This window comes from Micromonospora sp. NPDC047740 (assembly GCF_043204735.1).
In the GTDB taxonomy this organism is placed as follows: Bacteria; Actinomycetota; Actinomycetes; order Mycobacteriales; family Micromonosporaceae; genus Micromonospora.
The window spans coordinates 47727-59706 of the sequence record NZ_JBIDCT010000020.1; the positions used below are offsets into that span (position 1 = coordinate 47727).

General features: G+C 70.4%; 12 protein-coding genes. 4 read left to right on the plus strand and 8 right to left on the minus strand.

What is annotated here, in order from left to right:
- Positions 1 to 92: 92 nt before the first annotated feature.
- From ACGF4F_RS30015 to tnpA, 6 genes are all read right to left on the minus strand, one after another.
- Positions 93 to 2072, minus strand: a complete 1980-nt coding sequence (locus ACGF4F_RS30015) for a cytochrome c oxidase assembly protein (protein ID WP_393082525.1) — start codon at positions 2070 to 2072, stop codon at positions 93 to 95.
- 197 nt (positions 2073 to 2269) lie between these two features.
- Complete coding sequence (locus tag ACGF4F_RS30020; RefSeq protein WP_357445754.1) at positions 2270 to 2869, minus strand: copper resistance CopC family protein; 600 nt, start codon at positions 2867 to 2869, stop codon at positions 2270 to 2272.
- 32 nt (positions 2870 to 2901) lie between these two features.
- Positions 2902 to 4128 carry a Dyp-type peroxidase gene (locus tag ACGF4F_RS30025; protein WP_357445757.1) on the minus strand — a complete coding sequence of 409 codons (1227 nt, stop codon included), beginning with the start codon at positions 4126 to 4128 and terminating at the stop codon, positions 2902 to 2904.
- Complete coding sequence (locus ACGF4F_RS30030) at positions 4125 to 4691, minus strand: copper chaperone PCu(A)C (RefSeq protein ID WP_357445775.1); 567 nt, start codon at positions 4689 to 4691, stop codon at positions 4125 to 4127. Before ACGF4F_RS30030 ends, ACGF4F_RS30025 begins: the two co-directional genes overlap by 4 nt.
- Positions 4692 to 4800: 109 nt before the next feature.
- Positions 4801 to 5553 (minus strand): zf-HC2 domain-containing protein, encoded by a 753-nt coding sequence (locus ACGF4F_RS30035; protein ID WP_357445760.1) that lies wholly within the window; start codon positions 5551 to 5553, stop codon positions 4801 to 4803.
- Between the two features lie 134 nt (positions 5554 to 5687).
- Positions 5688 to 6119: an IS200/IS605 family transposase gene (tnpA, locus tag ACGF4F_RS30040; RefSeq protein ID WP_357444169.1), complete on the minus strand. Its 432-nt coding sequence runs from the start codon at positions 6117 to 6119 to the stop codon at positions 5688 to 5690.
- A 35-nt stretch (positions 6120 to 6154) separates the two neighbouring features.
- Between tnpA and ACGF4F_RS30045 the strand changes: the two genes are divergently transcribed.
- Complete coding sequence (locus tag ACGF4F_RS30045; protein ID WP_393082648.1) at positions 6155 to 7294, plus strand: RNA-guided endonuclease InsQ/TnpB family protein; 1140 nt, start codon at positions 6155 to 6157, stop codon at positions 7292 to 7294.
- Between the two features lie 42 nt (positions 7295 to 7336).
- Here ACGF4F_RS30045 and ACGF4F_RS30050 read toward each other — a convergent pair whose 3' ends face one another.
- Positions 7337 to 7918, minus strand: a complete 582-nt coding sequence (locus ACGF4F_RS30050; protein WP_393082530.1) for a sigma-70 family RNA polymerase sigma factor — start codon at positions 7916 to 7918, stop codon at positions 7337 to 7339.
- Positions 7919 to 8267: 349 nt separating this feature from the next.
- Between ACGF4F_RS30050 and ACGF4F_RS30055 the strand changes: the two genes are divergently transcribed.
- Entirely contained in the window at positions 8268 to 8993 is a 726-nt protein-coding gene (locus tag ACGF4F_RS30055) for a YcnI family protein (RefSeq protein ID WP_357441832.1), read from the plus strand.
- A 598-nt stretch (positions 8994 to 9591) separates the two neighbouring features.
- Positions 9592 to 9867 (plus strand): CPCC family cysteine-rich protein, encoded by a 276-nt coding sequence (locus ACGF4F_RS30060; protein ID WP_357441830.1) that lies wholly within the window; start codon positions 9592 to 9594, stop codon positions 9865 to 9867.
- 348 nt (positions 9868 to 10215) lie between these two features.
- Here the strand turns inward: ACGF4F_RS30060 and ACGF4F_RS30065 are convergent, their stop codons facing one another.
- Positions 10216 to 11007, minus strand: coding sequence for a DUF427 domain-containing protein (locus ACGF4F_RS30065; RefSeq protein ID WP_393082535.1), 792 nt, complete (start codon positions 11005 to 11007; stop codon positions 10216 to 10218).
- A gap of 164 nt (positions 11008 to 11171) precedes the next feature.
- Between ACGF4F_RS30065 and ACGF4F_RS30070 the strand changes: the two genes are divergently transcribed.
- Positions 11172 to 11705, plus strand: a complete 534-nt coding sequence (locus tag ACGF4F_RS30070) for a DUF4188 domain-containing protein (protein ID WP_357441827.1) — start codon at positions 11172 to 11174, stop codon at positions 11703 to 11705.
- The last annotated feature ends 275 nt before the right edge of the window (positions 11706 to 11980 follow it).

An 11980-nucleotide genomic window follows, 5' to 3' on the forward strand; every position in this document is an offset into this window, starting at 1 on the left:
CGCGGTGCAAGGCCAGCATCGGCGCCGCCACGCGTAGCCGAACAACCCGCGTGGGACGTCCGCGACTGGACGTCGCACATGGCTCCGCCCGGTTACGGCCGCTGTCCTCGGTCCTGGTCCTGGCCGGCCTGCCGGGCGGCGGCGAGAAAGGCGTTGTAGTGGGTCAGCTCGTCCTCTTCGCCGGTGGCCTCGGCGCGGTCGGCGGCGCGGTCGAGGCGGGCCTGTTCCCGCTGGTCGGCGCGGATCCACTGGCGCACGAGGAGGATCATGACGGCGGCGGCGGGGATCTCGCCGAACGCCCAGGCGATGCCCGCGCCCAGCTTCTGGTCCACCAGTAGGGAAGAGGCCCAGGCGGGGTGGACGGAGATGTACCAGTCCGGGGCGATGACGGTGGTGGTCTGCATGAGCACCAGGCCGAAGAAGCCGTGCGCCATCATCGCGGCCAGGTGGATGAGCACGAGGATGGGGTGGGGGATCCGTCGCCGGCCGGGGTCGACGCCGATGAGCACCCAGAACAGCAGGTAGCCGGAGGCCACGAAGTGGACCAGCATGGCGAGGTGGCCGAGGTGGGAGCGCATCAGCGCGCCGAGCAGGTCGCTGAAATAGAGCCCGAAGAGGCTGCCGGTGTAGATGCCGAGCGCGACCAGCGGGTGGGTGAGCAGTTTGGTGGGCCGGCTGTGCAGGGCGAGCATTAGCCACTCCCGGGCGCCGCGGACCTGCGGGTCGGCCGGGCGGCGCAGGGCGCGCAGCGCGAGGGTGACCGGGGCGCCGCCGACGAGCAGGATCGGCACCAGCATGGACAGCACCATGTGTTGCGCCATGTGGGCGCTGAACAGCACGTACGCGTAGCGCGCCACACCGAGGCCGGTGAACGCGGCGAGGACCAGCAGGCCGGCGAGCCAGCTAGCCGTGCGAGCGATTGGCCAGCGGTGTCCGGCCCGGCGCAACCGCCGTACCCCGGCGAGGTAGGCGGCGGCCGCACCGGCGGTGACGGTGAGGAAGAACAGGTCCGGCAGGGGCTGGCCGAGCAGGTTGCCCGGGGTGGGGGCCGCGGGCATCGAGAAACCGAGCAGTTCGGTCAGCGGCTCGGCGTCGGCGGGGTTGGTCGCCACCGGGGTGGGGCTGCGCGACAGCGCCACAGCCAGCCCCAGGGTGGCGGCGAACACGATCAGTTCCCCGGCGGCCAGCCGCCGGAACGCGCCCGGCTTGCCTGCGTGCAGGGCCGGCAGGGTCCGGGACCGGTGCGCCGCGCCGGCGACACCGAGGATCACCAGCGCGACGAGCTTGCCGGCCACCAGCCATCCGTACCTCGACTGCCACAGCTGGTCGACCGTGCCGAGGCGTACGGCGGCGTTGGCGAGTCCGCTGATTGCGACGGCGGTGAAGCAGCCCAGGGCGAGGCGGCTGTATCGGCCGGCGGTGTCGGCGAGGTGCCGGCTGCGGCGGACGGCCAGCAGCGCGGCGAGGCCGCCGATCCATAGCGCGGCGGCCAGGACGTGCAGGACGAGACTGCTGACAGCGATCTGGTGATTGCCCGCTCCGGCGGCGTGCCCGGTGAATGCTGGTGGTGTCACCGCGATCAGTGCGAGCACCGCCGCCGCGGCGGCGAGCCCACGCGACACGCCCACCCGGGCGAGTATCGCTACGGTCAGGGCCAGCCCGGCCTGCAGCAGCAGAGCCCGCCCCTGCGAGATCGAGGACGCGAAGCTGACCACCACGGCGGTACTGAGCCGCTGCGGTGGGAGGCCGAGCAGGTCCGAGACCGTCAGTACGATCAGCGTCAGGGCGGCGGCCGCCCACCCGAGGGACAGGGCGCCGGCGCGACGTAGCAGCAGCCAGCCGTGCGGGGACACGCTCGGCCCGTTCCCGGGCAGCAGGAACGCCGCTGTGACCAGCATCCCGACGGTCAGCGTGGCGAGCGCGTCACTGAGCAGCCGGACCAGGGGCAACGCCCAGGTCGTGAGCGGTCCGGGGTCCGGCAGGCCGGGGATCGCGACCGCGAGCGCGCCGCCAGCTCGCAGGGCAATCAGGAGTGCCGCTCCCGCCGAGACCGCGGCCGCGATCGGAACCACGACCGAGCTCTTCCGGCCGGTGGAGGGGATCCCTGTTCCTGGCGTCTCGGGGCCCTGTCCGGCCGGCGTCCGAATGGCGCGAGAGCCGTCCGGGACATGGTGTGGGTGAGCCTGGCGCGAACGGGTTTCTGGCATGTCAATGCCCCTGGCAGGTTGAGGGCGGGCGGGAGGCGTACACCCTGCCCGCGCGGTCTTGGTCAGAAGGTGGCGCGGCGTCGACGCCGCAGCACCACGACCCCGGCGACGACGACCGCGACGGCGATTCCGCCGGCCACCAGCAGGATCGGGCCGGAGCCGTCGGAGCGGCGGGACGAGGCCGCCGGGCTGGCCGATGCGGGGGAGGCGGCGGCAGCGGAGGCGGCCACGCCCGGGGCGGCGCTGGCGGTCGGGGCGGCGGTGCTGGCGGCGGGGACGGCCACCGTGAAGGAGTACGAGCCCTGCACGGGGTGCCCGTCAGCGGAGACGACGCGGTAGGCGACGGTGTAGGTGCTGTTGGCCAACGGCTGGCTGATCGTCACCCTGCCCGTGGCTCCGGTAACGGCAGGTTCGCTGGTGGGGACCTTCCGCTGGCTGGCATCGCTGAGCACGATGGTGGTGAAGGCCGGGTCCAGCTTCTGCAGGAACTTCAGGGTGATCTCCGTCGGCGGGGCGGAGAGACGAGCGTCCTGGGCGGGACTGGCCGCTTGTAGCGAGTTGTGGGCGGCGGCGGGTGAGGCTGGCGCCAGCAGCACCGCAAGGGCGGCCAGCACGGCGGCGACGAGGCCGCCGGAGCTTAGGCGGCCGATTCGAGTGGGCATGACTGGTGTTTCTTTCCCTTGGTTGATGGTGGTCAGCCGAGTAGTTGCTGGCCGATCCAGCCGCCCTCGGGGCAGCCGGGTGGGATGGCGAAGACAGCGGAGCCGGTCGGGGTGGTCCACTCGTTGAGCAGGTCCCGTTCGGCCAAGCGTTGCTGAATCGGCAGGAACTGGCGGGTGATGTCCGCCTGGTACGAGGCGAAGATCAGCCCGCTGTCGGCATGGCCGTCAGGAGTGGGGACGCCGTCGTAGTTGTAGGGGCGGCGCAGGATCTTCAGCCGGTCGTCGGTGACGTGCGCGCGGGTGAGGTGCGAGAAGTCGGGGATGACGGTGAGCCCGTCGGGGCCGGTGGCGGCGAAGTCGGGCTCGTCGTGCTCGGCGGTGCCAGTGAGCGGGGCACCGGTGCCCAGGCGCCGGCCGACGGCGAGTTCCCGGTCGGCGCGGCCGAGCAGGTCCCAGGTCTCCAGGTTCATGCTGATCCGGCGGACGACCAGGGTGGTACTGTCCCGCGCCCAGGCCGGCCCGTCGGGCACCCACACGGCGGCCTCCAGCGGCCCGCCCGGCTTGGGGTTGGCGGTGCCGTCCAGTTGGCCGAACAGGTTCCGTTGGGTACGGCCGGGTTCGGTGCCGGCGGCGCGGCGGAAGCCCTGCTGCACCCAACGGACGGTGGCGAACGGGCGGCTGTCCTTGACCAGCACCCGCTGGGCGTGGGCGACGGTGACCGGATCGTCGGCGCAGATCTGCAGCAGCAGGTCCCCACCGGACCAGCGGGCCTGCAGGCGATCGATCCGGAACGGCGGCAGTTCTGCCACCGACGGCGGTCGCCGGTCGTCGAGCCGGGCGGCGGTGTAGAGGCCGGGGCCGAAGCCGAACGTGACGGTCAGCCGCGCCGGCAGCAGGCCGAGTTCGGGTTCGGTGTCGGCCAGCGCCGGGCGGCCCTGGGTGAGCCGGGCGGCGTCGTCGGACAGCAGGCGCAGCATCCGACCCAGCACGGCCCGGTCGGTGCCGGGCTTGAGGGTGAATGCGACGAACGCCGCGTACGACTGCGGGTCGGTGGCGACGCCGGCCTGCCGCGCGCCGTGGAACGGCTCGACCGCGGTGCCGACGGCGGCGACCGGCACCGCGTCGGCGGGCCGACCTTCCGGCTTGTCGGCGCGGACGAGGGTTACGGCGGCGGCGCTGGCGAGCGCACCTGCGGTCAGGGCGCCGCCGGTGAGCAGGCCACGCCTGCTCACCGGGCGGACAGCGGGGCGCTCGGTCATGCCGCTGGCTGGCCGTGGTCGGGGGCGTAGCTCTCCTGGGCGCCGGTGAACGGCTTGGCCACCGCCGTGAACGTCTGGGTCTTCCCATCGGCGAACGTGAGCGTGAAGGTCAGCTCGTCGCCGGCCTTCACCGGCTGCTTCAGGTCCATCAGCATCAGGTGCTCGCCACCGGGCTGCAGCACGGTTCTGCTGTGTGCCTTCACCACAATGCCGCCCTGCTTGGGCTGCATGACCATCTTTCCGTCCTTCATGGTCATCTCGTGCAGCTCCATGGGCGACACGTCGGTCGCCGCAGCGGTGATGGTCACGTCGGTGTCGCCGTCATTGACGAGGGTGCCGAACGCGGCGGTCATGCCCTTGTCGGCGGCCTTCACCCACGGGTCCTGGATGCCGAGCACCCCAGGCGTGGAGCTCGCCGACACCGACGCCGACGGGCCCGGCTGCGCCGACGAAGACGAATCCGACGAGCCGCAGCCGGCGACGCCGACCGCGAGGGAGGCCGCGGCGGCGGCGAGCAGGATGGCTGGGCGTCGGCGCGGGCCGGCGACAGTGGTGCGGGGCATGGATGGTCCCTTCGCTGTTTGATCTGTCGGCTGGTTGGTCGACCGCGACAAATAGAAAGTTCCAGGACAAAAGTGATTGATGTCACCAGCCATGTGCGGCGGGGCCGGTTCAGGCCGCCCGGCGGCCCTGGGCCCGCGCGGAACCGGGGTATGGCGGGACCAGCCGGAGTTGCGCTGGGGCGGGTGGGGGCGCCTCGTCGACGTTCAGGCGCCAGCCCGGGCGGTCGCCCCGCCCCCGCGCCTTCGGCCCTTCGGGCTGCAGGCGCGGCCGAGACAACGCCACCACGATCGCGTACCCGGCGAGGAGGAAGCCGTGGCTGACCAGGCGGGTGGTGTCGACCCGCCCGGCCAGCAGGTCGTTGACCGACAGAAGCACCAGCGTCCCCACGAACGCGCTCAACATCGGCACCAGCCCGGTCGGCCGCGTACGCCGCGCCGCCACGAACAGGAACCCGGCCCCGACCGCCACATTCCACGCCGCCGACTCGTGCCACAGATGCCCCGACCCGAGCACACCCGTGTGGTCGTGACCGCCGGCCGGTCCCCGCCCGACCTGTGCTAGCCCGAGCACCAGTTGCAGTGCGCCGAGGAGGCCCAACAGGCCACGCAGGGTGAGCACGACCCGCTTCCGGAGACCGCGGTGGGAGGGCGCGGGCAGCGCGGCGAGGATCGTGTCGACCAGGTCCGGCCCAGGGACGGTGACAGTCAGCCGGGACCGCCGCGTCACCGCCGCGGCCTGGTCCAGCCAGGCGCGGCAGCCGGCGCACTCGTCAAGGTGCGCCTCAGCCCCGGCCTGCTCGGCGGTGGTCGCCTCACCGTCCAGCTGTGCCGACAGGACCTCACGCCACTGCTCACACCCCATGTATCGGTAGTCGCCGCCGCAGCCCGATTGGTTCCCGCATGCTGTGCGTCCCGGATCACGCCGCAGCAGGTCCGGCCCGGTTCAGCCGTATGTAAGGCGGGAACCCCGGCCGTTCACGGCCGGGAGGAGCGCTGTCACGGGCCGGGACGTTTCTGGTTTTCGATGTACTCCTTGACCACCGCCAGCGGTGCACCGCCGCACGACCCGGCGAAGTACGACGGCGACCACAGATGCTCGCCCCACAGGTACCTGCGCAGGTGTCCGGCGAACTCGCGGCGCAGGTGTCGAGACGAGACACCCTTGAGACTGTTGACCAACCGTGACAGGGCGACGCTCGGCGGGTAGTGGACGAGTAGATGCACGTGGTCGTCCTCGCCGTTGAACTCCCGCAGCTCGGCACCGAAGTCGCGGCACACCTCGGCCATGACCTGCCCGCAGCGGGTGAGGATCGGATCGGTGAGCGCCCCGCGCCGGTACTTGGTGGTGAAGACCAAGTGCGCGTGCAGGTTGTAGACAACGCTGCGTCCCCGGCGTACATCCGGGTGTGGAGTCCATCGTGGTGACATAGACCAAATGGTATGATGGTGGCGTGAAGTTGGTCGTGCAGGTGAAGCTCCTGCCGACGTCGCAACAGGCGTCGGCCCTGGAGGCAACCTTGCGCGCCTGCAACGCTGCGGCGTCCGACGTCGCGGCGATGGCACGAGACGTCAACTGCTACCGCAACTACGACCTGCGGCGGCACGCCTACCACGGCATCAAGGACGACTACCGGCTCGGTGCGCAGGCAGCTCAGCACGTCATCAAAAAGGTCGCTGATGCCTACAAGACGCTCAGCGCCAACCTCAAGGCCGGCCGCTACGGCAAACCTGGCTCGAAGCGCCGCCACAAGGTCGAGGTGAACCCGATCGCGTTCCGCTGGGACGCCGCGCAGCCGTACGACGCGCGGATGCTGTCGTGGCAGCACGACGCCCGCGCCGTGTCCATCTGGACGGTGGATGGGCGGCTCAAGACGGTGGCGTTCACCGGGTCCGCCGACCGGTTGAAGGCTGTCGCCACCCGTCCGGTCGGGGAGTCCGACCTGGTCCACCGGGACGGTATGTGGTTCCTGTACGTCACGGTCGAGGCGGACGAGCCGCAGGTGTACCAGCCGGACGGATTCCTCGGCGTCGACATGGGCATCGCCAACATCGCCTACGACTCCGACGACACCCGATACGCCGGGACGAAGCTGAACGGCTACCGGCGCCGCCAGCAGCGACTGCGCCAGCGGCTGCAGGCCAAGGGCACCAAGTCCGCGAAGCGGCTGCTGGCCCGCCGCCGCCGCAAGGAAGCGCGGCACGCCGCGAACGTCAACCACACCATCGCCAAAAGCATCGTGACCGAGGCTGCACGCACCGGTCGCGGGATCGCCGTCGAAAAGCTGACGGGCATCCGCGACCGGGTACGGCTGCGCAAGCCCCAACGGGTCACGCTGCACTCGTGGGCGTTCCAGCAACTCGGCGCATGCCTCACTTACAAAGCTCGCCGGGCGGGTGTACCGCTGGTCCAGGTCGACCCGCGGTACACCTCCCAGACCTGCGCAGAATGCGGTCAGCGGGACAAACGGAACCGACCCGACCAGGAAACCTTCCACTGTCGGTCGTGCGGGGTCGTTGCCCACGCCGACCACAATGCGGCCCTCAACATTGCTGCACGCGGTGTCGAGGACTGGGGCGCAGTCAATCGCCCGCACGCGGCCTAACCTCGCAACCAGCGAGGGCGAGTGACCCGCAAGCCCGCCCATTCATGGGCGGGTAGTTGACCCCGCAGCGTCGCCCGGTGTCCGCCGCCGCCTGAGCGGCTGGGTGTTCATCGCGGCGACGAGGTCCTCGCGAGCCCGGGCCACCCGGGAGCGGATCGTGCCGACCGGACAACCGCACACCTCCGCCGCCTCGGCATACGACAGGCCCAGGACCTGCGTGGCCACGAACGCCTCCCGCCGGTCCGCAGGCAACGCCGCGATCAGGCGCTCCAACACCACCTGCCGATCAAAACCACTGCGCGAGGCATCGGGGATGTCGTAGAAGTCCGACATCGGCACCGTACGGAGCCGAGCCGACGCCGCACGGACGTGGTCAACAGCGACCCGCCGCGCGATACCGAGCAACCAGGTCAGCGCGGACGAGCGCGCCGCGAACGACGGCAGCGACCGCATCGCCCGCAGATACGTCTCCTGCGCCAGATCATCGGCCTCCGCTGGAGAGATCAGCGCGGCAAGGAAGCGACGCACAGGGTGCTGAGTCGCGCCGATGAACCGGGCCGCCGCGTCCCGGTCACCACGGCCCGCGGCGAGCGCCCACGCGGTGATGTCCGCGTCGTCAGTCACCCTGATACCTCCGTGTCCGGATCCACGAACGCGGCCGCCCGCCTGCCAGAACGACGACCTGTAGTAGTCCCGTGCCAGAGTACGGCACCGGCGGGTACGGGCGACCCGCCGCTGGAATCCGGCTAACGGCGGTGAGTTCTACGACCTTGCGGTCGACTGCGGGGGCACCTTCCGAAGACGGACGGAAGCCAACCGTCCTCCGTCGGGGATCTGCGGGAACTTGAGCGCCCTCGGATACGACCAACAGAGGCGGTGGCCGTGGGGTCGCCTCGTGCGGGTCGCTGGTCGGCTGGCGCGGATATGTGGATCAAGGAGTCTGTTGATGCGTGCACGATCGGTGGGCAGGCTGATGGCCGCAGCCGTGGCCGGAGCGCTTGCCGCCGCAACCATAGGAGTCGGCGTGGCGTCTGCGCACGTCACCGTCAATCCCCGCGAGGCGACCCAGGGCGGCTACGCCAAACTCGCTTTCCGGGTGCCGAACGAGCGGGACAACGCCAGCACGACCAAGCTGGAAGTCGCCTTGCCGACCGATTCGCCGGTGGCGTCGGTGTCGGTCCGGCCGATGGCCGGATGGACGGTGCAGGTCGACAAGACCACGCTCGCGAAGCCGATCGAGATGCACGGCAGCCAGGTGACCGAGGCGCCGTCGAAGATCACGTGGACTGCCCAGGGCGAGGCGAACGCGATCAAGCCGGGCCAGTTCCAGGAGTTCGAGATCTCCGCCGGTCCGCTGCCCGAAACCGACACGATGATCTTCAAGGCCCTGCAGACCTACTCCAACGGCGAGATCGTGCGCTGGATCGAGGAACCCAGCACCGACGGCTCCGAGGTCGAACACCCGGCCCCCGTCCTCAAGCTCGCCAAGGCCCCGGCCAAGGATGCAGCCGCCACGCCTGCGGCCGGCTCGAACAACATCGCCACCGTCCGCACCAGCGACACCACCAACACCGACGACGGCCGCACCACGTTGGCCCTCACGGCCGGCATCGCCGGACTGATCGCCGGCCTCGCTGGACTGGCCTTCGGGCTGTTGGCCTGGCGGCGTCGACCCGCCACCCCCTCTGCGGCGGACTGACCCCGTCTTGGTGGCCTCGGCTGCCGACCAACGGCGGCCGATGTCGGCTTGAGAAGCATCGAGGCCCAAAGATGCGGGATGCAACGAATGCGTGGCCCCCGCGCAAAACAAACGGATGCCACGTGCGGGCATCCAAGGCGACAGGGGCGGGACAAACCCACCCCCTCCAGCCCTCCGGGTTCCCGTCCCTGTCGCCGACCAACGAAGGCCCTGAACCGAACCGCAGACCTGGCCAGCAGCGGGAACGCGCCCGTGATACGCCGATGAGGCTGGGCCAGGTCCGGCTGGCCGCGCTGCTCGGCGCGGCTCTGAGAGCACTCCCGGCTGGCCCGCAGTGCTCCGCGGCGGTCCGTTGCCGTACGCGCTCGCCGCTCCCGATGCGCCAACGCGCCGCGCGCTGCGCCGCCAGCCTCACCACGCTCTCGGCCCATACCTGCTCGCCGCTGCCCTCCTCTCGACGGTGAGGTCTGACGGACTTCGGGCGGGGAGCGGGCAGTCGCCGCAGTTGCTGCAGGAACACGTAGGTTACGTGTGGACGAGTTCAGAGCGGTCAACGAAGGGACCGGCTACACCGTGGCGTGAGTCAGGCGAGGCGAGGATGCCTATTGGTCAATGTCATGGAAGGCTTGCCGACGTGATTCAACAATCCCTCGACCGCTGTCCCTGCTGCGCATACCGGACTGGGTGTACGACCTGCCCGGTCTGCTTCTGGACCGATGACGGACAGCGGGATGCGGACGCCGGCACGGTGGCCGGCGGCCCCAACGGTGATATCAGCCTGAGCGACGCCCAGCTCAACTTCGCCATCTACGGGGCCAGCCACCCACGGTACGTGGACGTGGTACGGCCGCCCCGCAGCGATGAGCTGCCATAGCTTCTCCCGCGCCTCGTCTAGGTCACCGTCGGCGAGTTCCTTCTCGACCTCACGCAGCCGCTTGCCCAGCTCGTCGCCGGCGTCTCGGGATATCTGCCGCTCCCGCACAAGCCAGTCGATCGTGGCCTGCATGCCGGCGATCAGCTCAGCCGGACGTGCGGGGCGGCCCGCAGATGGCCTGGGCGACGGCGACCGAGATGGCAACGCGGACGGGGAGGCGGGAGCTTCCTTTGTCACCGCAACATCGACAGCCTGTCCGGGGGCACTCGCTGGGCGCGGCGATCGTCGGTGCCGACGTCGTCCGCCGCTTCGATCCGCACCGGCCGCCGGAGCCGGTGGAGATCGCCTTCAGCCCCGTATCCGTGCGCTTACCGTCGGACTCACCGGCTCGCCGTCCACCAGTATCGTCACCCGATCCTGGTAGAACGCGGTCAGCCCGGCGATGTTGGCCACGCCGGGCAGTGGGTCGGGGTAGTACCACCCGATGTCGCGCCCGTCGCGCCCGGGTAGGTCGCCCAGCGACCAGTATGAGGCGACCCCCTTGTAGGGGCAGCGGGTGTGATGGTCGGAGGGTAGCAGCAGATCCTGGACCAGGTCGTCGGCCGGGATGTAGTAGCGGGTGGGCAGGCCGGTCTCGAACAGCAGCACCGGACGGTGGGTGTCGGCGAGCACGACGCCGTCATGTTCGACCACCACATGCCGTGAACTCGGCAGCGAGTCGACGCGAGAGAACGGATCACGTGGGTGCACGAAGATCTGCTCGTCTTCCTCGTACCACCGCTCGATGCCCTGGCCGAACCACTCCCGCCAGGCGAGGCACACTGTCTCGGCAAAGATGTCGCCAGGGTAGGTCCACGCGGCGTTGGGCAGGGTCAGCCCGGCGACGGCCAGATCGTAAAAGCTGCTGCCGGCCCGGCTGCCCGGCTCCGGCGGCCGCGCGGCGGGCCGCAGCGTTCCACCGGTCACGTCGGTCAGCGCGAAGGCGTAGAACGGCACGGGCAGCCCGGGCTCCCAGACCAGCAGCGGTCGCCGGCTGTCCACGACGGTGACCTCGCCGATGCTGCCGCGGACCCACCGCTCGCTGCGGTGGTAGGTGAGCCGGTCGTTCGGCGGGGCGAAACGCGGTGCGGGCCTGAGCATGGCCACCCCCTCGACAACACGCGGCTTTCCACGTGTTCCACAGTCAAAGCTTGTGTTTTCGACTCTCTACTGCTGTCCTGAAATCCTACATACGACTGCCGCCCAGCGGCACCCAGCGAGGGGAGCGATCCGGTATGGGCGATGAGCCGAAGCAGCGACCGCGGATGACCGCGGAGATCGAAGGTGACTTCGCCGTCTTCATCACCGGCATGCGGATCAATCGATACTGGAAGATCCACCAGTGGTACCCGAACTTCCGCGACATGCGCAAGATCCTGATGGCGCTCTTCAGCGACCCTGAGTACGGCGCGTTGTGCGCCCACCACGCCTGGACTCGCCGCGGGCCGATCCTGATCGGATACTTCCGCAGCGTCGAGCAGTTGGAACGATTCGCCAACGACCCGCAGCAGCCGCATGCCGAGGTCTGGGCACGATACTTCAAGCGGATGAAGAACAACGGCGACGTCGGAGTCTGGCACGAGACCTTCGTGGTCAGGTCCGGCGAGTACGAGGCTGTATACGACTACATGCCGTCGCCCACCGGTTTGGCGATGGGCACGTCTCACGTGCCGGTCGAGCGCCGCGGCGACCTCGCCGTGCAGCGCCGCGCCACCGGTGCCCGGCTCGCGAAACAGAAGGCGGCCGCCCAGACGGCTGTGGAGGAAAAGGCTGCCGCGGGCCGCGTGGACACGGAGTGAGATCGTCGTGCGGCTGGCGCGCGGCGTTCCGGATCGGCCCGCCGCACCGCGACCTCATCCCGCCTGGGTACCACCCTCGTTACCTTTTTGATCGTCCTCAGCCGGGCACCCCGCTGTCGCCCGGCCCGGTATGACTTGACTGCCCCTGTCGTACGAATGATCAGGGGGGTGTTGTCGCCGGGTCGGGTGGCGCCGGCGGACCGCTGACAGGGATCCGGTCGGCACCGGCGCCGGCGCAAACTCACCTCGATCGCGGTCAAGAACGCGCCCCCGTA

Bases quoted from the DNA above. Each gene is read 5' to 3' on its own strand.
- ACGF4F_RS30030 (WP_357445775.1), bottom strand. From the start codon at position 4,691: ATGCCCCGCACCACTGTCGCCGGCCCGCGCCGACGCCCAGCCATCCTG.
- ACGF4F_RS30060 (WP_357441830.1), top strand. From the start codon at position 9,592: ATGCCTATTGGTCAATGTCATGGAAGGCTTGCCGACGTGATTCAACAA.
- tnpA (WP_357444169.1), bottom strand. From the start codon at position 6,119: ATGTCACCACGATGGACTCCACACCCGGATGTACGCCGGGGACGCAGC.
- ACGF4F_RS30065 (WP_393082535.1), bottom strand. From the start codon at position 11,007: ATGCTCAGGCCCGCACCGCGTTTCGCCCCGCCGAACGACCGGCTCACC.
- ACGF4F_RS30035 (WP_357445760.1), bottom strand. From the start codon at position 5,553: ATGGGGTGTGAGCAGTGGCGTGAGGTCCTGTCGGCACAGCTGGACGGT.
- ACGF4F_RS30020 (WP_357445754.1), bottom strand. From the start codon at position 2,869: ATGCCCACTCGAATCGGCCGCCTAAGCTCCGGCGGCCTCGTCGCCGCC.
- ACGF4F_RS30070 (WP_357441827.1), top strand. From the start codon at position 11,172: ATGACCGCGGAGATCGAAGGTGACTTCGCCGTCTTCATCACCGGCATG.
- ACGF4F_RS30055 (WP_357441832.1), top strand. From the start codon at position 8,268: ATGGCCGCAGCCGTGGCCGGAGCGCTTGCCGCCGCAACCATAGGAGTC.
- ACGF4F_RS30025 (WP_357445757.1), bottom strand. From the start codon at position 4,128: ATGACCGAGCGCCCCGCTGTCCGCCCGGTGAGCAGGCGTGGCCTGCTC.